The organism is Niallia circulans NBRC 13626 (genome assembly GCF_001591585.1).
Classification (GTDB): Bacteria; Bacillota; Bacilli; order Bacillales; family Cytobacillaceae; genus Niallia; species Niallia circulans.
In genome coordinates this window covers 314,784-333,686 of record NZ_BCVE01000001.1, presented here as the reverse complement: position 1 = coordinate 333,686, position 18,903 = coordinate 314,784, and the positions used below count along the sequence as shown (strand labels likewise).

At 33.4% G+C, this 18,903-nt stretch carries 21 protein-coding genes; 13 read left to right on the top strand and 8 right to left on the bottom strand.

The genetic code is table 11. From position 1 onward, the window contains the following. Nucleotides 1–55 precede the first annotated feature (55 nt). Nucleotides 56–1,000 carry an SGNH/GDSL hydrolase family protein gene (locus tag BCI01S_RS01820; RefSeq protein WP_167555720.1) on the bottom strand — a complete coding sequence of 315 codons (945 nt, stop codon included), beginning with the start codon at nt 998–1,000 and terminating at the stop codon, nt 56–58. 356 nt (nt 1,001–1,356) lie between these two features. Between BCI01S_RS01820 and BCI01S_RS01815 the strand changes: the two genes are divergently transcribed. Then, complete coding sequence (locus BCI01S_RS01815) at nt 1,357–1,596, top strand: YozE family protein (protein ID WP_061796429.1); 240 nt, start codon at nt 1,357–1,359, stop codon at nt 1,594–1,596. 428 nt (nt 1,597–2,024) lie between these two features. Further along, on the top strand, nt 2,025–2,729 hold the full coding sequence (gene yodN, locus BCI01S_RS01810) for a germination protein YodN (RefSeq protein ID WP_061796423.1): 705 nt from the start codon (nt 2,025–2,027) through the stop codon (nt 2,727–2,729). On the opposite strand, the gene BCI01S_RS25130 is transcribed toward yodN, so the two are convergent. Further along, nucleotides 2,726–2,878 (bottom strand): hypothetical protein, encoded by a 153-nt coding sequence (locus tag BCI01S_RS25130; protein ID WP_156485379.1) that lies wholly within the window; start codon nt 2,876–2,878, stop codon nt 2,726–2,728. The genes yodN and BCI01S_RS25130 overlap by 4 nt on opposite strands. Before the next feature lie 190 nt (nt 2,879–3,068). On the opposite strand from BCI01S_RS25130, the gene BCI01S_RS24565 reads away from it, so the two are divergent. Next, nucleotides 3,069–3,239 carry a YozD family protein gene (locus BCI01S_RS24565; protein ID WP_082138223.1) on the top strand — a complete coding sequence of 57 codons (171 nt, stop codon included), beginning with the start codon at nt 3,069–3,071 and terminating at the stop codon, nt 3,237–3,239. A 79-nt stretch (nt 3,240–3,318) separates the two neighbouring features. Here BCI01S_RS24565 and yoyE read toward each other — a convergent pair whose 3' ends face one another. After that, entirely contained in the window at nt 3,319–3,444 is a 126-nt protein-coding gene (gene yoyE / locus BCI01S_RS26130; protein WP_095259060.1) for a protein YoyE, read from the bottom strand. Nucleotides 3,445–3,683: 239 nt separating this feature from the next. Here yoyE and deoD point away from each other — a divergent pair, with 239 nt between their 5' ends. The 5 genes from deoD to BCI01S_RS01785 all read left to right on the top strand — a co-directional run bounded on the left by deoD (nt 3,684) and on the right by BCI01S_RS01785 (nt 8,904). Beyond that, nucleotides 3,684–4,385: a purine-nucleoside phosphorylase gene (gene deoD, locus BCI01S_RS01805; RefSeq protein ID WP_047940464.1), complete on the top strand. Its 702-nt coding sequence runs from the start codon at nt 3,684–3,686 to the stop codon at nt 4,383–4,385. Between the two features lie 85 nt (nt 4,386–4,470). Continuing rightward, nucleotides 4,471–5,331: a M15 family metallopeptidase gene (locus BCI01S_RS01800; protein WP_047940465.1), complete on the top strand. Its 861-nt coding sequence runs from the start codon at nt 4,471–4,473 to the stop codon at nt 5,329–5,331. Nucleotides 5,332–5,489: 158 nt separating this feature from the next. Beyond that, entirely contained in the window at nt 5,490–6,962 is a 1,473-nt protein-coding gene (locus tag BCI01S_RS01795) for a lmo1851 family serine protease (RefSeq protein ID WP_061796418.1), read from the top strand. 113 nt (nt 6,963–7,075) lie between these two features. After that, nucleotides 7,076–7,981: a CobW family GTP-binding protein gene (locus BCI01S_RS01790; protein ID WP_061796414.1), complete on the top strand. Its 906-nt coding sequence runs from the start codon at nt 7,076–7,078 to the stop codon at nt 7,979–7,981. A gap of 95 nt (nt 7,982–8,076) precedes the next feature. Next, a complete protein-coding gene (locus tag BCI01S_RS01785) occupies nt 8,077–8,904 on the top strand; it encodes a hypothetical protein (RefSeq protein ID WP_235844423.1) in 828 nt (275 codons plus the stop codon). Between the two features lie 439 nt (nt 8,905–9,343). Here the strand turns inward: BCI01S_RS01785 and BCI01S_RS01780 are convergent, their stop codons facing one another. Further along, the gene (locus BCI01S_RS01780; protein WP_047940468.1) at nt 9,344–9,589 is read right to left on the bottom strand and encodes a hypothetical protein; all 246 of its coding nucleotides are present in this window, start codon (nt 9,587–9,589) and stop codon (nt 9,344–9,346) included. 456 nt (nt 9,590–10,045) lie between these two features. Here BCI01S_RS01780 and BCI01S_RS01775 point away from each other — a divergent pair, with 456 nt between their 5' ends. Then, entirely contained in the window at nt 10,046–10,927 is an 882-nt protein-coding gene (locus BCI01S_RS01775; protein ID WP_047940469.1) for a CAP domain-containing protein, read from the top strand. A 248-nt stretch (nt 10,928–11,175) separates the two neighbouring features. Beyond that, a complete protein-coding gene (locus BCI01S_RS01770; protein WP_061796411.1) occupies nt 11,176–11,679 on the top strand; it encodes a GNAT family N-acetyltransferase in 504 nt (167 codons plus the stop codon). Between the two features lie 43 nt (nt 11,680–11,722). On the opposite strand, the gene BCI01S_RS01765 is transcribed toward BCI01S_RS01770, so the two are convergent. The 3 genes from BCI01S_RS01765 to BCI01S_RS01755 all read right to left on the bottom strand — a co-directional run bounded on the left by BCI01S_RS01765 (nt 11,723) and on the right by BCI01S_RS01755 (nt 14,172). Continuing rightward, nucleotides 11,723–12,154 (bottom strand): Hsp20/alpha crystallin family protein, encoded by a 432-nt coding sequence (locus BCI01S_RS01765; protein WP_047940471.1) that lies wholly within the window; start codon nt 12,152–12,154, stop codon nt 11,723–11,725. An 18-nt stretch (nt 12,155–12,172) separates the two neighbouring features. Next, nucleotides 12,173–12,655 (bottom strand): Hsp20/alpha crystallin family protein, encoded by a 483-nt coding sequence (locus tag BCI01S_RS01760; protein ID WP_047940472.1) that lies wholly within the window; start codon nt 12,653–12,655, stop codon nt 12,173–12,175. Between the two features lie 152 nt (nt 12,656–12,807). Beyond that, nucleotides 12,808–14,172: an MATE family efflux transporter gene (locus BCI01S_RS01755; protein ID WP_047940473.1), complete on the bottom strand. Its 1,365-nt coding sequence runs from the start codon at nt 14,170–14,172 to the stop codon at nt 12,808–12,810. Nucleotides 14,173–14,467: 295 nt separating this feature from the next. On the opposite strand from BCI01S_RS01755, the gene BCI01S_RS01750 reads away from it, so the two are divergent. From BCI01S_RS01750 to BCI01S_RS01740, 3 genes are all read left to right on the top strand, one after another. After that, entirely contained in the window at nt 14,468–14,797 is a 330-nt protein-coding gene (locus BCI01S_RS01750) for an ArsR/SmtB family transcription factor (RefSeq protein WP_095322265.1), read from the top strand. 43 nt (nt 14,798–14,840) lie between these two features. Beyond that, a complete protein-coding gene (locus BCI01S_RS01745; protein WP_047940475.1) occupies nt 14,841–16,139 on the top strand; it encodes an arsenic transporter in 1,299 nt (432 codons plus the stop codon). An 84-nt stretch (nt 16,140–16,223) separates the two neighbouring features. Then, nucleotides 16,224–17,867, top strand: coding sequence for an FAD-dependent oxidoreductase (locus BCI01S_RS01740; RefSeq protein WP_047940476.1), 1,644 nt, complete (start codon nt 16,224–16,226; stop codon nt 17,865–17,867). 147 nt (nt 17,868–18,014) lie between these two features. On the opposite strand, the gene BCI01S_RS01735 is transcribed toward BCI01S_RS01740, so the two are convergent. Next, nucleotides 18,015–18,572 carry a GNAT family N-acetyltransferase gene (locus BCI01S_RS01735; protein ID WP_047940477.1) on the bottom strand — a complete coding sequence of 186 codons (558 nt, stop codon included), beginning with the start codon at nt 18,570–18,572 and terminating at the stop codon, nt 18,015–18,017. Nucleotides 18,573–18,903: the final 331 nt, after the last annotated feature.

The window sequence follows — 18,903 nt, the reverse complement described above, 5'->3', positions numbered from 1 at the left end:
AGAAAGGGGGATGCCATGATAGGTATCCCCCCCTTTCTTTAAGGAAGTATTCTTGCTAATTAGTGATAATAGAAGATATTTGGATCAAATGTTGATCGGTTATATTATATCTTGATTTATGTGCGGAAATTTGAAAAGTAACCTTATGATCCGTATTTTTTAGACCGCTAGTAACATAGAGTGATCTTTCTTTTTTAAATGGCCACCATGTGGAAATAGTAGTTACATAGTTATTGTCTATAAATACATCCATCATTCCACCCTTTTCACTTCTGATTACGTTTACTCCTAAAAAAGAACCACTAAAATGATATTCAATATTTGCGCCAATTTTACCGGATGTATAATAACCATCTTTTTTTCGGAAAGAAGGGTCGATTGAATCAATAGGATAACTGGTTTTCATCTTCAAACTAGATACTTCATTAACAGGTATAGTAGAAGTCAGTACTTTCTTTTTATCGTGAATTGCTTTTTGCAGCGTATTAACGACTTCTTGAGCATATAGATAATATCCATAGTCATTTGGGTGTACAAGATCATTTGTTAATCGTTCAGTTGATAATCTAGATTCTCGAAAAGGAATTCTCATATCAATATTTGTTGCATAAAAGTTTTTAGATATCTGTTTTATAACGTTCACAAAGTCCTCATTATCTAGACTGCTTTCTGTAATTGTTATTAATTCTGCATCAGGATAACGGAGGACAACCTCTTCTAATAAAGACTGATAAAAGAAATAAAATTGCTTATCATCCATATATTTTCGATCATTTTCTCCAAATACAATAAATACTAAATCAATATTTTTAGATAAACTATTTTTCAATTTATATAATCCTTCAAATGCAGTGGCTCCGCTTTGTACTACTAACTGTTTTTTAAATGAGCCTCCATATTTTTCTGTTAAGCTCCTTTCCATAAGGTGAAACCATTTTCGATGATTGTTGCTTGCCCCTGAACTCCTGCCAATACTATCGCCTACAATTAAATAGTTCACTTGTTTTCCATCCGTAATTTTTTTGTAAACATTTCTTTTCGGTTGTTCAGAATGAACTAATGCATATGCCATGCTGGTTATGACAATAAAAATAAGAGAGTAAATAAAATATTTCAATCCTTTTTTCATTTTTCTATTTGCTTACCCTCCTTATTAATTAACGAATATCCTGTTCATTAAATTACCCTACAGAAATACAAGGTAACCAGTAATTTTATTGTATTTTGAATGAGAAGAAATTTAGGCTCTTCGAACAATTACTATTGAATGAATTTAAATTCAACTAAATCACTTGCACCATTATTTTCAATTATGTATAGTATACGTTATATCTATCGATCAAGGAAGGTGAGATCATGACTAAATCTTTTTATCATTTTCTTATGAAGTTTAGACATCCCGAACCAAATGATCAAATTAGCGAATTTGCGAATGAAGCTTATCTTGATCTTGATTTTCCCAAAAATAGTTTTGATTATGATGAAATAAGCGATTATCTAGAATTAAATGGTCATTATCTTCCGAGCATGCGTATTTTTGATGAGGCATGGGAGAAATATTTATTTCAAGAAGAAAAGAAGAATTATAGCTATTGAAAACATCCAACCACAATTTGTTTGGATGTTTTTTTATCTTCTTAATGTTGCCTGTCTAAAAGGTTAATTATTCCTTAAATAATAAGAAGAAAAAAAGGAAGAGCTGATGCTTGTACTTAAACATTGGAAAGTATTCTTCCTTTTAACCTATACACATATAATGAATAAACCGTTTAAGGAGTGACAATAACACAATTAGGAAGATAGAGAATTTTTATGCGCGAATAGTGGTTTGTTGCATATGATAGTAGTACCAAATAAGTGAAAGTATAGCCGGAAAAGGATGGAAATTACATGGTAATTGAAGATAGGATAATATTCCTTTAATATCCCCCATCTTCATGGATCAAATATTCTATTCAAGAGTGTGGGGGAAAAACGCATAAGTAGCAGTGCCACACAATCTTGTTTAGAGAGGATTTGTTATTATGGCGAATCGAAAAAAACCAAAATTCAAAATTGGTGATACAGTCGTGATCACGATATATGGAACGGTCGGAAAAATCACGGATGTAAAATATTTGGATCATATGCATGTATATGAAGTAAATAAAAGTGAAGGTTTATATTTGGAATCCAGTTTGCAAATGCTTTCTGAGTATGATGGTGAAATTATGGATTCAGAGAAGATTGATATTGAATTTCACTTCTTTATTGGTGATTTAGTCAAAGTGAAAGGATATGGATCCAATCTTTTTAAAATAATGGGGTTTCGAACAGAAATTTGGAGATATAAAAACGATGCATGGGAAGATGTAATTTATGAGCTTTCTAGAGTAAGTGATGGAGAATGGCTAGAAGCAGGGGAAGATGAATTAACCCTAGTAGCAGATGCAGATAGTGCAGATTCATTTATACAAAAATTAGGACTACTTTATATATTGGATAAAAAACAAAAATCCATTGAGTTAAAAAAGGCGAATAGCTCTTTCCAGCAGACCGAAAAAGAATTATTAGAAAGAAGTAAGGAGAAGAAAGAGCTCATTGACGGATTGCTAGATATCTATAATGATTACAGTATTTTATATTCTTTATTTAAAGATACCGAATATGAGCAGGTTATGAAGTTAACCCTTCGAAAACTCAAGTTGGTCAGCAGCAGATCTGATAAAGATAATGAAACGAAAATCTAGAATAATAGATAGATAAACATCGGTATGCTGCTAATGACTAGAAGGGAAAAAAGCTTTTGTAAAAGGGAATGAAAAATAGTGAGGATTTCACTGTTTTCCTTGTTCAAATCTATTTTTATTTCTTCGACTACGAATTGGATTTTATTCATTATTAAATGCCTCCCTTTTTTATTTAAACTATATGTGGACCGGATGCAAAGCATGTCTATTTTTTCAATTAATTTGCTATATACTAGATAATATTTCTTGAAAAAAAGCCTGTTTTATCAGATAATTTTATTGTGAAAGCATTTTTTTCTTAATGTCACATATATTCTTTAAAAAAGGGGGGCGATAAGCATGAAAGAAATCGACGTAATTATTGATACTGAGGAAATAGCAGAGTTTTTCTTTCGTGAGCTAGTAAAAAGGGGATTCGTTCCTACTGAAGGTGAAATGGAAGAATTGGCTGACATTACATTTGAATATTTATTGGACAAATGCATTATTGACGAAGAACTTGATGAATAAAGATAATAAAAATGGTGAGGAAATCTCACCATTTTTTTATACCTAATTTTATAGCACTCTAATAGCTTGAAAGGTCATATTATCGTTTGCGTCCCGTTGCAGAGTATTCTTTTCCATGCGCTTCCTGTTCTGCAATAATAGCCTCTTTTGGTATATGATTATTCTTCTTTGGAGAATTAATCCTATTTCGATGTTTTTTACCCATTATAATCCCCCTCATGACAGAATCCTTTATTTTCCTATAAAATAGGATAAAAATTAGTTTTGCCTCTCTTAGTGTAGGAAAACTAATTTTAGTATAACCTCATCAAAAATTTGTTATGCTAAAATTAAATATGTTTTACAGCATATTAGAATATGATATAGTACAAATAGTGAAGTTTTCATAAGCATGTAATATTTGGATTGAAACAATGAAATGAGTGTCAATTGGAGGAAATAAAAATGAGTGTACATATTGGTGCAAAAGAACAGGAAATTGCAGAAACTGTCTTACTTCCAGGGGATCCATTAAGAGCAAAATATATTGCTGAAAATTTTCTAGAAGATGCAGTGTGCTATAATGAAGTTCGTAATATGTTTGGTTATACAGGGACATATAAAGGAAAAAGAATTAGTGTACAAGGTACAGGGATGGGAGTTCCATCTATTTCTATCTATATTAATGAGTTAATTAGCAGCTATAATGTCCAAAACTTAATTCGTGTTGGAACATGTGGTGCAATCCAAAAGGATGTAAAAGTAAGAGACGTCATTCTTGCAATGAGTGCTTCAACGGATTCTCAAATGAATCGTTTAACCTTTGGAGGAGTAGATTACGCGCCAACAGCGGACTTTGATTTGCTGAAAAAAGCGTATGATAGTGGATTGGATAAAGGACTATCTTTAAAAGTAGGAAATGTCTTTACCGCAGATATGTTTTATAACGATAATTCTGAGCTGGAAAAATGGGCGAAATATCAAATCTTAGCAATAGAAATGGAGACAGCTGCACTTTATACGATAGCTGCTAAATTTAATCGTAAAGCCCTTTCTGTTTTAACTGTAAGTGATCATATCTTAACTGGCGAAGAAACAACAGCACATGAAAGACAAACAACATTTAATGAAATGATTGAAGTGGCTTTAGAAGCAGCAATAAAATAATTAGCAATAGAAAAAGGTATGCTTTTTGCATACCTTTATAAAATCCAGTAGTGTAGAAAATTTAATGATATGTAAGGTGACATAAATGAAGAAATCAGTAGCTATCTCATCTTTAGCATTAGCGATTGCAATGTTAACAGGGTGTGAAAAAGTAGATTTAAAATCAATACAAGACAAAGTTTCTTTTTGGGATAAAACTGAAAAGGAACAAGAAGTGGAAACACCAGTTAACAAAGAGGATCAGGTCAAGGATGAGGAGCAACAACCTTCTGAGACAGTGTCAGAGGAAGAAAAAACACCTTGGACACTTGAATCTATTTTTTTTAATGACATAAAAGAGGTTGATGGAAGAAAGATCATTCAAAATCCAACAAATATTGTTTCTCTTGTTAATAAAGAATTCGGCTTACCAGATGGCTATGCTCCAAAGGATTTAGTGAGACCAAATGTTGAATTTTCCTTTGGTAATCAGGATATTGAAAAAAGTTATATGAGAAAAGAAGCAGCAAAAGCGTTGCAGGACATGTTTAACGATGCAAAGAAAAGTGGCATTACACTTTATGCAGTTTCTGGTTATCGTTCTTACAACCGTCAAACGGAGGTCTATGATGCGGAGGTTAGCCGGGTTGGAAAAGAGAAGGCGGTACAAGCAGTTGCGTACCCTGGAAATAGTGAACATCAAACAGGACTTGCAATGGATATATCAAGTGAGAGTGCCAACTTCTTATTAACAGAGGAATTCGGAGAGACGAAAGAAGGAAAATGGTTAAAGGAAAATGCTCATTTATATGGCTTTATTCTCCGTTATCCGAAAGGGAAGGAGAAAATCACACAATATGAATTTGAACCGTGGCATTTTCGATATGTAGGTAAAAAATCTGCAAAAGATATTTATGAAAATGACTGGACCTTAGAAGAGTACTTTAAGGTCGTTCGAAAAATATAAGCTAGGGCGCAGAAAAGGAGGAATACCACATCAATCATTCCTTTTCTGTTCCCTATTAATAGAAGAATTTCCTTATATTTGATTAAGTAAAAATAAACGTGGTATTCTATTTGCATACATAGTGTAAAACTCTCTTGGAAACGAAAGTGGTGAAGTATTTGGATAACAGTAACAATAATACAGAAAAAGAAATAGAGCAAGAAAGCGAACAAGGATATATAAAAATTAAGAAGTTTTATTTTGTCATGCTTTTATTTGTAGTAGTCATTGCCGCTGCTGGGATTACAACGATTGCTTTTTCTTTTGGTGATGAGCCTGCTGTTACGGTAAATAATCAGAGGGAAGAATTCAATAAACTGTATACAGCGTATGATACATTAATGGATAACTATTACAAGGATTTAAATTCAGTAGATTTAGTGAATGGTGCTATTGACGGGATGTTTACAGCACTTGATGATCCATATTCTGATTATATGAATGAAGAAGAGGCTGCAAACTTCCAACAAAGTATTTCTTCCTCTTTTGAAGGCATAGGAGCAGAAATTCAGCAATTAAATGATAGCATTGTAGTAGTATCGCCAATAAAAGGATCACCAGCTGAAAAGGCAGGAATTAAACCGAACGATAAAATTCTTACAGTAGATGGTGAGTCATTACAAGGAATGAGTTCTTCAGAAGCTGTTCTTTTAATTCGTGGTGAAAAAGGGACAAATGTAGAATTAGAAATAGAACGGTCTGGTGTAAGTGAACCGTTAAAAATAACGATTACAAGAGATACGATTCCGATTGAGACTGTTTATGGAGAAATGGGTAAAGATAAAATTGCTAAAATCCAAATAACAAGCTTCTCGGAGCATACAGCAACGGAATTAGTCGATATCTTAAATAAATATCAAGAGGATGGTATGAAAGGTATTGTCCTTGATTTACGTCATAATCCAGGCGGTTTATTAGAAGAAGTAAAGAAAATTGCTGGTTTATTTGTCCCAGATGGGGAAATTATTTATCAAATCGAACATAAAAATGGAACTGTAGAAAAAGTTACTTCGCAAAATAGCAGTAATATGGACATTCCACTTGTTGTGTTAATCGATGGTGGAAGTGCAAGTGCCTCAGAAATATTAGCTGGTGCGGTTAATCAATCTGCCAATGTTCCACTTGTTGGCGTTAAGTCGTTTGGTAAAGGAACCGTTCAACAAGCAAAAAGTTTCACAGATGGAAGTAATATTAAATTTACGGTAGATAAGTGGTTGACACCAAATGGTAGCTGGATTCATGAAAAAGGGATTGAACCATCCTATAAAGTAGAACTTCCAAGTTATGCAAGCTTAACAATGATTAATCCAGAAAGTAAATTGAAAAAAGGCAGCAATTCAGAAGAAGTTAAAACGGCGCAAGAAATGCTAAAAGCATTAGGATATGATGTAGACAATACAAATGGCTATTTTGATGATAGTATGGAAAATGCTGCAAAAGAATTTCAAAAGAAAGAAAAATTAAAAGAAGATGGAATTATTACCGGAGAAACAACAACAGAATTAATGAATAAACTCCGGGAAAAACTTCAAAAATCAGATACACAAATGAAAAAAGCGATAGAAGTATTAAAAGATGAAATGAAAAAATAAGATCTTCATGGTAAAGGGTGACAGACAATTGTCATCCTCTTTTTCTTAGGCTGTTTTCAAAAAGTAAGCATGCTCTTTTTTCAAAAATTATTATAAATAAAGGAAGATATAAGATGAAACAGACAGATATATACGTCCTCTCCGGATTTTTAGGTAGTGGAAAAACAACATTATTAAAAGAAATATTAAAAAAAGAGAAAGAGCTTGGCAGAAAAGTGGCTGTCTTAATGAATGAATTAGGCAGGATTTCCATTGACTCTAACGAAATAGATGATGATATTCCATTAAAAGAGTTACTTGGTGGGTGTGTATGCTGCACGATCCAAGATGAAGTGGAAGCACAAATACAAACATTATTAGTGGAAGAAAAACCAGATGTTATTTATTTTGAAACAACTGGAGCTGCTCATCCTGTTGAAACGATAGATGGGATTCTTTCTCCTCTTTTTGCCAATCGTCTACGATTCAAAGGAATCATAACAGTTATAGATGGAAGACAGTGGCTTGAGCGATCAGCTTTAAACGCACCAATTCAACAACTTATTCTAGAGCAAGCAAGGCATGCAAGTATATTAATTATTAATAAAGAAGACGAGTTAACAGAAGCTGAAAAAGCAAAAATTAGCTTTGAGCTTCAATCGATTAATCCACATGCTTTTAGTTTGCTGACTACTTATTCCAAATTCCCTTTTGAAAAATTACTCCAAATGGAGAGCCATTACTATAAGGATATCGAAAAAACATCCATCCATTCTTTGCATTTAAGTACATTTGTTTATACATTCCAAAAGAGCATTGGAGCAGACCAATTTGAAGATTTCTTAAGAGAGCTGCCTGATACGATCTATCGCATAAAAGGATATGTTCAATTTCACCAAGCAAAACATCCAGACTTATTTCAATATTCATACGGCATGCCTTTATTTATGAGAGAAGACATGAAAATGCCACTGAATATGGTGTTTATTGGAGAAAATGTCGATTGGAAGAAGATAGGGGCAGCGTTGGATCAATTATAAATAGCATGATATTTTAACAATTGAAGATAAATCAGAGTACGGAGAAGAAAATAGGGCAAACTTTCAATAGGAAATCATATTGAAGGTGGTTTATTGTGAACAAGAAAAAATTCCTATTACTTTTTCTTTTTTGTATTCTTATAACTCCGGCACCTTTAGTGATGGGAGCCGAAGAAAATATTTCTTCCCCGATTAGTTTTGATATTCAATTATTATCATGGAATGCCATTAATGAGATTATTCCAAAATATAGCAAATTTACTATTTTAGATATTGAAACAGGTAAGCAGTTTAAGGTACAACGGAGAGCGGGCAGCCAACATGCAGATGTACAGCCATTAACTGTAAAAGATACAAAGATAATGAAAGGTATTTATGAAGGGAAATGGAGTTGGAGAAGAAGAGCGATTCTCATTATGGTAAATGATCAATGGTTCGCAGCTTCCATGCATGGCATGCCTCATGGAGCAGGTGCCTTAGCAAATAACTTTCCTGGACATTTTTGTGTGCATTTTTTAGGGAGCACAACACATAAAACAGATAAGATGGATTTTTCTCATAAATTAATGATCTATAAAGCAGCAGGTCAATTAAGACAGTACTTAGAACAAATGAATCCCAATGATGTAGTCAAAGCCTTTATCGCAGGGATAAAAGAAAAAGATGCAACCATTTTATCATACATTACAACGAAGCAAGATTGGTCTTCAGAACTAGCTATGATAGAGAATATCAAAATAAATCGTTTAAATGAGGTTAATCCTGAAGTTTATGGGCAGGCGCTGCAAGTTACTCTTACCATTGAATGTAATGTATATATGAAAAATGCCAGAACAAGAAATATAAAAAAAGATCTAGTATTAGTTCGGACTTCACCATTAGAAGGATGGAAGGTAAAAGTGAAGGAACATCCGTTTGAATAGTTCAGGTAAAAGATAGAGAGTGGGACATAAGTAATTCAACCAAATTCTAACTCCAAACAATTATACGTACACACTAAAAAAATTCGTATAATTGTTTGTTTTTTTTATTTATTTTAAGAAAGAAGGTTTGTGGTAATCACCCGCAGCCTGAATACACTTCGCTTCCATGGGGCGAGCGCCAAGCCTCCTCTTTCCTGTGTGGTCTTGAACTTTCTCGCAGCTCCCATAGGAGTCTACGTGTATCATGGCTGCTCCATTTAGTTTCTTTTGAAATAAATGCTGGAAAGAAATAATCTTTAAAAACGGTGTGAAATGGAATGTCTGTAACGTAATGGGACGAGTTGGTTTGACCACTAAATTAGAGATTGTTCGTCTTTAACCATTATATATTTTGTTAAGTCCCACCCACATTTTTTACCATTATGCTTAAATCCGTTTATTATCCTTTCATTTCTCCAAACTTAATAAAGGTTTTTTCATCTTCAACCAAACCACAAGCAGCGCATTGAATTCGATAATCTGGACCAGTATATCCCATATGAAAAGGAGATAAATTCTCAGATGAATATTCCTCTATAACATTGCCTGTTTGCGGATCTAGCTTAACGGATTGAGGAACTTGCTGAATAATATTAAAGCGACTGCGATTTGTTTTGCAATTGGGGCAGCAATACGGTTTGTTCATATCAATACTCCATTCTTTATAAGGTATTTTAATCCATATTAGGTTTCCAAATTTACCGTTTTTTATGCATTCTAAGGAATAAGAATAAACACTAAAAGCTTGTAATAAACCCTAAATTTTTGTAAACTGTTTGTCTTTAATGTTATTTAAAGTTAGTCCAAAAAAGTTTGTCAAGGATGTTTTTTGATCTAAAATATAGTTCAGTTACTATAAAATATAAAAAAAGGATTTTATAACCATTCATATTTTGTAGAAAAGAAGGGAGATAAATTAGTTGATATAGCTATTAACCTATTATATATCCCTTTTTTACCCATGTGAAATGATTCCAATTTCTTTCTATTGGTTTTAATATCCAGAAATATGACAAAAAAACGTATGGTATGATGTTGTTGTAAGTCGAAACAACAAAATCTACGACTATTTCGATTTGGATAACCAAGGAGGAAATAAACAATGAAAAAGAAGAATTTAATTTTTTCAGTGGCAGCTGCTTCAACATTATTGATGGCAACTCCACTAGCAAATAAAGCGGAGGCTTCAACGATTCAACCACAAGAAGCTAAAACAATCTATCAAGCACACAATCTTTCAGAAGAACAGTTAAATAAAATTTTCCATAATATATCTTCTAATTATCATATAGATATAGATAAAGTTTTGAACGAGTTAATAGGATCTATGGATAACCAACAGGCTTTTTATCCTGTTACTAAACAGAAGGAAACATCAAAAGAAGTACAAAAAGAAACAGTCAAACCAAAAGAAGTACAGAAAGAAACAATCAAACCGAAAGAAGTACAAAAAGAAACAGCGAAACCAAAAGAAGTACAAAAAGAAACAGCGAAACCAAAAGAAACTAGTAATGTACAGCAGCAACCAAATTCAAAATCTAATACAACACAACAAAATACTACCCCTGAATCTACAAAAAGCAATTCAGCTAATGCAAGTTCTTCCGTGAGCGCATTTGAAAAGCAAGTAGTAGATTTAACGAATAAAGAAAGAGCGAAGAATGGATTGCCAGCACTTACTCTAGATAATGAATTAAGTAAAGTTGCAAAAGCAAAGTCACAAGATATGAGTGCAAATAATTATTTTGATCACACAAGCCCAACATACGGAAGCCCATTTGATATGATGAAACAATTTGGTGTAACGTATAAAGCAGCCGGAGAAAATATTGCCAAAGGTCAAAGAACGCCAGAAGAAGTAGTAAATGCATGGATGAATAGTGAAGGTCATCGTGCGAATATTTTAAGCAATAAATTTACCCATATTGGTGTTGGTTATGTAGAAAATGGTAATTATTGGACGCAGCAATTTATTGGTAAATAAAGTATAAATTTCCGCAACTTTAAAAATACAGCTTCAATCTATTGATGATGAGGCTGTATTTTTTTTGTGTCCGGATATATTTTTATCTGAAAAATGGAAATTCTAGAATAAACGCTATAATTAATCAAAATAGTGGTATTTTTGATTAGAAATTTATATAATGATTTTTCCTGAATATCTACTTTTATATAAAGCAAAATAAAGAATAGGACATCAGGTAATAAATTATTGTATAGGAGAAATTATTTGTGGAAATTAGACAAGGACATATAGATGATTTACCAGTTATTATGGAGATTGTAAAAAAGGCTTTGGTCATTATGCAAGAAGAAGGTAATGATCAATGGTCTCATAAATATCCAAACGAAGCCAGCTTCCTGGCTGATATGGAAAACAATAATCTATTTGTAGCTATTATGGATGATAAAGTCGTTGGTTCTATTACAATAGATCGAATTGGCGATAAAAATTATGAGAAAATTGATTGGAGTTATGATAATAAGGAATATATGGTTTTACACCGTTTAGTTGTTGATCCTGATATTCGTGGAGGCGGCATTGCAAGTAACTTACTAGCATTTGCTGAAGTGTATGCGATTGAACAAGATATTTTTTACTTAAAAACGGATACATATTCATTAAATGATAAGGCCCAAAACTTATTTGTGAAGAATGGATATAATAAGGTTGGTTCGACATTTTTTGATGGAAAAGACAAACCGTTTTATTGCTATGATAAATTATTTCTATAATTATTATCGGTAAATTTAAAGAGGATAATTAGTCGGAGGGAAGTTACTTTCCCTCCTTTTCTTTATAGGGAAAAGAAAGCTGTAATATTCCATTATCATATTTCTTGTCAATATCTTTTTGATTTACATAATTGGGTATTGTTATATTTTTAATAAAATGTTTGTTTTGCCGTTCTTTTAAAAGATAGGCACAATCAGGAATAATGGTTTGGTAATAACCTTCAATACATAAAAGATTGTTATTTAAATGTATCGAAAGCTGATTCATATCTATTCCTGGTAACTCTATGTCAATATAATATCGAGAATGGAATAGATAAAAATCGCAAGCAGGAAACGCATCACTATTTTTTATGGATGCAGATGGATGGGAGAACCATGCTTTTTCATTTGATCCAAACATATCTTTCCAGTAGTCTTCCTTATGACTATTCTCTGAAAATTGATAGATTTTTTTTAAGTTATCAAAACTCATAAAAATCTCCTCTTTCTATTAATTCATTTCTGTAACATCAATCTCTGAATAGTGAATATCAATATTCTTTTGAATTCTTATTTCTAAAATATCATCTTTATAAAGTGCGACAGATCCTTTTTTTCGAACAATTGCTGGAAGTGTGATTGTGTGTTTATCTTCAAATAAGGGGATATGCTGTATAATAAGTTGATTGGATGTATAAAAAATCTTAATATGCTCTAACCAGCTGCTATCAAGAATAGGAATTCTGACATAGACATGATGATGTGTTTCAAAAACAACATAATTAAATTTCTCGGCATGGTTAAGATTATCGTTACGATAATTTGCTCCTTTTGAAAAGCTCTGAAACATTTTCTCTGGTTCCATTTTTTGTAGAGATTCAGGCATAAGTTTATCCATCATTTCTTGCACATACTTCTGGATATCTTGCGGATTCATTTGGTCCATTCTACTTTTGGCATCTTTATTAAAAGGGAATAAATTCCACGGGAACATTGGAAATTCATCCTTTCTCACTTACAAATATATGCTTATTTTTTATTGTATTCACATATGCCAAAAGTGTGTATTTGCCTAAAGGGAGATTTAGGGCAGGAATTCATTTTCATCTCATAAAAAAGAACTGTGTTAATTGACACAGTTCGGTGTTAATTTTCATATTGTTTATCACTAAATTTGTGTTTTTGAATTTTAAATAGTCTGCTCGTTAAGAAAATTGCACCGGTTGCAAGGCCGATAATGAGTCCAATCCAATAGCCAAAGGGTCCTAAGTTAGTGTAAGTGGCAAGAAGATATCCGCTAGGCAGACCTATTACCCAATATGATAGAAAACTCATGATAAGGGTAACATTTACATCTTTATACCCTCGTAAAGCTCCTTGAATTGGTGCTTGTATTGCATCAGATAGTTGAAAGAATATCGCATAAATAAGAAAGTGGGCTGTTAAATGGAGAACCTCCCAGTCATTCGTATAAATACCAGCAATGTTAGTTCGAAACGTCAAAAGAATCATTCCGCTAATAAATGCGATGATTACAGCAAGTCCAACACCTAACCAACTATAGGCTTTAGCATCTTTTGTTCGTCTAGCTCCAACTTCATAACCAACAAGAATGGTTAAAGCAGTAGAAATGCTGAGGGGAACCATATACAAAAGAGAAGCGAAATTAATAGCTGATTGGTGGGCAGCAATTGTATTGGTATCATAATTGCTCATTAAAATCGTGACTGCGCTAAAAATACTTGTTTCAAAGAATACAGAAAAACCAATCGGGACGCCAATTGTCAATATTTCTTTCCATTTATTCCATGATACGGCCGGAAATTGGCTAAATAACTGAAAAGCTACAAAAGGATTTTTTTTATGGACGATATAAACCGCAATAAAGAGCATTACCCAATAAGTAATACTAGTTGCATACCCAGTTCCCACTCCGCCTAATTCGGGGAAAATCCAAATGCCATTGATTAGTGCAAAATTTAAGAGAATATTAATCGGTATTGCGATTAGCGTTATAAACATGGTAATTTGCGTCTGGCCAAGAGAATCAATAAAAGAACGCAGTACAAAGTATAGAAAAATAGGAATAATTCCGGTACTCAATGCGATTAAGTAATGATATGCGACTCTATAGACATCCTGTTCTAAGCCAAGATTTGCAAGAATCGAATCTAAACAGAAATAACCAATAATTAATAAGGCGATAGCCATACTAAAAGATAAGTATGCTGCTTGGATAACAGAAAATGATACCCCTTTTTGCTCGTTTTTTCCTATTAATTGGGAGACAATCGGAGGTAAAGCAAGCAATATACCACTAAGTCCTGTATATATTGGCGTCCACAAGGAGCTGCCTACTGCTACTCCAGCTAAGTCAACCGGACTATAATGTCCAGACATCGTTGTATCAAAAAAGCTTAATGCAAAAATACCAACCTGGGTAACCAGTACAGGAAATAAAATAATAATCATTTGAGATAGCTTTTGTTTGATAGAATATGTTTGTTTCATCTGCTTGTCCTCTTTCTTTACAATAACGTTTCGTATTATACCATAAATAGGGTGATTGAAGGAGAGAAAAAACGAAAACTTCAAATTTGTTCGTAAAATAGAGGGGGACAACCGCGTTTATTTTTTGGCTTGCAAAGTAAAAGTACTCCCATTATTATGAAGATTCAAAGGATAGGATAGTTTTCTCTAATTATAACAGGATAACAAATACTGATTAATGTGTTTGTTTTTTGTTACCTTTCCCATAAATATATAAGTATATGCTTATATGTAGCATAAATAAGGGGGGAAAATGATGAAGAAAAACCAATCTTTACCTGTATTATCTAAAAAAGAGACAGCAGATGTATTAAAACTGTTAGGAGATAAGACAAGATTATCTATTGTAAGTTTGTTGTCCGAAAAAGCATTTTGTGTATGTGAATTGGTAGAAATATATAATATGTCGCAGCCAGCTATTAGTCAGCATCTCCGTAAAATGAGAGACTTAGAGATTGTTAAAGAACAAAAGAAAGGTCAATGGGTTTTTTATTCATTAAACAAGACATGTAAATATTATGGACTGATAAATGAAATTTTACAATTTTTATCAAATGGATGTGAGGATATAACAGTATTGGAATAAAAAGGGATTAAAATTATATGTAACTAATGGAGGGAGTCTTAATTTGCTACACACATTTTTGGCAATTATTATTTTTCTATTAACATTAACATTTGTGATTTGGCAGCCCAAAAATCTTTCTATTGGTTGGTCTGCTTGTGGGGGAGCAATATTCGCTTTATTAGTCGGGGTAGTGGATTTTAATGATGTTGCAGATGTGACTGGAATTGTTTGGAATGCAACACTTGCATTTATTGCTATTATCATCATTTCCCTTATTTTAGACGAAATAGGTTTTTTTGAATGGGCAGCACTACATATGGCTCGAATGGCTAATGGAAGCGGGCTAAAAATGTTTTTTTATGTTTCCCTTTTAGGTGCTCTTGTGGCAGCTTTATTCGCAAACGATGGTGCAGCGCTTATTTTAACCCCGATTGTGCTGTCGATGGTTCGAGCATTAAAGGTAGAAGAAAGAATGGTTTTTCCATTTATCATGGCAAGTGGGTTTATTGCAGATACAACCTCTTTGCCTCTAGTCGTCAGTAATTTAGTAAATATTGTTTCTGCAGATTTTTTTGAAATCGGATTTGTTGAATATGCTTCTAGAATGATTATTCCCAATTTATTTTCCTTATTGGCAAGTATGCTTGTTCTATATATCTACTTCCGCAAGAGAATTCCTGAAATGTATGATTTAAACCATCTAAAGTTGCCGGCAGAAGCTATTAAGGATCCGCAAATGTTCCGATTTTCTTGGATAATCTTAGCCTTTCTACTAATTGGATATTTTGGCAGTGAATTTCTTGCGATTCCGGTATCCGCTGTTGTTGGCAGCCTTTCACTTGTTTTTCTTGTTTTTGCCAGACGAAGCAAAGCAGTATCCATTAGCAATGTAATAAAAGGAGCGCCGTGGTCAATCGTTTTCTTTTCTATAGGAATGTATGTAGTCATTTACGGACTTCGTAATGTAGGCTTAACTGGCTTGTTATCAAATCTTATTCAAACTGCTTCCGACCATGGACTGTTTCTTGCGACAATAGGGATGGGATTTCTTGCGGCTGTTATTTCTTCTATTATGAATAATATGCCCACTGTTTTGATTGATGCTTTAGCTATAGCGGATACAAATGCAGCAGGAGTAATAAAAGAAGGCTTAATTTATGCTAATATTATCGGTTCGGATTTAGGACCAAAAATTACGCCGATTGGTTCATTAGCTACTTTATTATGGCTTCATGTATTGTCTCAAAAAGGGGTAAAGATTTCATGGGGAACCTACTTTAAGACAGGGATAATTTTAACCATTCCAACCCTTATGATTACATTAATTGGTTTATACTTATGGCTATCAATCATTTCTTAATAGACATTAGAAAAATCGTTTATGGGGTAACAGTACAGGAAAAGATAAATTATAAAATACACTATTGTTTATAGGAGGATGATCATGAAAATTGTTATTATAGGATCAGTAGCGGCAGGTACTTCAGTAGCAACAAAAGCACGCAGAAATGACGAGCAGGCAGAAATCACACTTTATAATGCAGATTATGACATTTCTTACTCCGGTTGTGGAATTCCTTATTTCTTAGGCGGAGAAGTTGATGAATTAGAAACTTTAACACCGAGAAATCCGGCTTGGTTTAAGAAACGATATAATGTTGATATTCTTGTACGGCATGAGGTTATCGCTATAGATGCAAAGCGGAGAAAGATTCAAGTGAAAAACTTGAATACAAGTGAAGTAATTGAGGATATTTATGATGTATTAGTATTTGCAACAGGAGCATCACCCTACACTCCAGCAATGGAGGGGGCAGATAAAGATCATGTTTTCCACATTCGAACCATTCAACATACAAGTGCTATTGACCGATTTATAAAAAAGAACGAGCCAAAAAGAGCTGCGATTATAGGGGCAGGGTATATTGGTTTAGAGATGGCTGAACAGTTAACAAATAGAGGGTTAGATGTTACATTAGTACAACGCAGTGATCACATATTATCACATATGGATATAGATATTGTTACATATGTAGAAGACCATCTAGAAAAAAAAGGAGTTAACCTTCTATTGAATGAGGAAGTTAGTGAAATAACTACTAATGAAATAAAAACAAAATCAGGAAATATTATAGAAACAGATTTGGTTATTTTAGCAACAGGGGTTCGGCCTAATGTTCAGTTAGCAGAGTCAATCGGTGTAAATATAGGACATTCTGGAGCTATTGCCGTAAATAATAAGATGCAAACTAACTTACCTGATGTATATGCGGTAGGGGATGTTGCTGAGAGCTATTCCCTTATAACCGGGAAACCCCTATATCGGCCATTAGGAAGCACAGCAAATAAAATGGGCAGAATAGCCGGTGATGTGATAACCGGAGGATCATTAGAACATAGAGGAATTTTAGGAACTGCTATTCTTCGTGTTTTTGACTTAGCTGTTGGACAAACTGGTATGAACGAAACGGAAGCATTGGAGGAAGGCTATGATATAGAAGTTCTTCATAATATCAAGCCTGCTAGAGCTGAATATTTGGGTGGCAAACAATTAGTAATCAAGGCAATTGCCGATCGGAAAACAGGCAGAATATTGGGTGTACAAATAGTAGGGGAAGAAGGTGTCGATAAAAGAATAGATGTTTTTGTTACAGCCATTACATTTAATGCAAAAGCGGAAGATTTATTTCATCTTGATCTTGCATATGCGCCGCCATTTAGTACGGCAAAAGATCCTGTCATGTATACTGGGATGGCTTTGCATAATGCAATTGAAAAGAAAAATCAATTAATCACGCCAAAAGATTTAACCGCAAGAATAGAAAAAGAGGAATCCATTCAAGTTATTGATACACGAGCTGCACAACAATTTAATGTGTCATGTGTGGATACCGCTATTAATATCCCTTTGGGCGATTTGCGAGAGAAATGCAAGGAGCTAGATCCAAATCGGCTCACTGTTACTTATTGTAATAGTGGTGTAACCGGAAATGCTGCCCAAAATATCCTGCGTAATTTAGGATTCATGAATATCTATAATCTTTCTGGTGGAAATAAGAATTATCAAAGCTATAAAAAGAAGCAATAAATTACTATAATCTTTCAATCAGAGGCGGGGATGAATATATGGAGGGTTTTTTTCATCCAATTCGCTGACAATATTATAGAAGAATAAAATAAGATCAGTGATAGTTATTCTCCTATCGACTGATCTTATTTTATTATCGGAGCTAAATTACGCCTCTCTGCAATCATTTGTCGTCTCTTCCGTATTTTGACGTAATGTGTATAGAGTAAATAAATCTTTAGGAATTTCAAATAGTTGATAAGGGATCCCAGAAGTATTTAAAATTTGTAACAAATTACTTCTTGTTTCATTTGCAGAAACCACATAGGGAAGCTTTTCAGCTGCTTTTAGTGAGCGGATATTATTGCTTCTAATTCGCATTAATATGCTTTCGATATTCAGCTCAAAAAATGCTTCAGCAAAAAATAAATCTTTTGCTATTTGATTGTATCCCATGCCGTGATAAGGTTTTCCTAACCAAGTTCCGAGGAAACCGATATTTTCGTTTATATCATATAGATTTATGGTTCCAATCGGATTTTGCCATTCATCTAATATCGTTCTAGAAATGAGTTCCCCTCTTTCTTCCGCTTCTATAGTCTGTTTGGTAAGAAAAAGGTATTCTTCATAAGAAGAAGCTTTTTGACGCACGAAAGGGAAGACATCAGGATGCGTCATTAAAGGATATAATGCTTGACATTCTTCAAGATCTCTTTTTTTTAACACAATAATCCCTCCATTTGAGAGCAGAACTTATTCATGCATAAGAAAAAGCCCACCCTCGAAATTTTTAATCCAATTGAAAAAAAATTTCGGGGTGGGAATCGAACCCACTAGAACCAAAGCGGTGGCGCACCATTTGCCTTCCCATCTTTAAATATTATCTCATGATAACAAATTACTTTTCTATATCATACAAAATTTCGGTGAAATTGAAAATAGGAAAATACAAACAAATTGTAAAAAATTAATGAATCATTGTAAAGAAAGATAAACTAATTCACAATAGCAGAAAGGGTTTAACTCTTGCCGATAAAGTATATAAACAGGCAAGAAA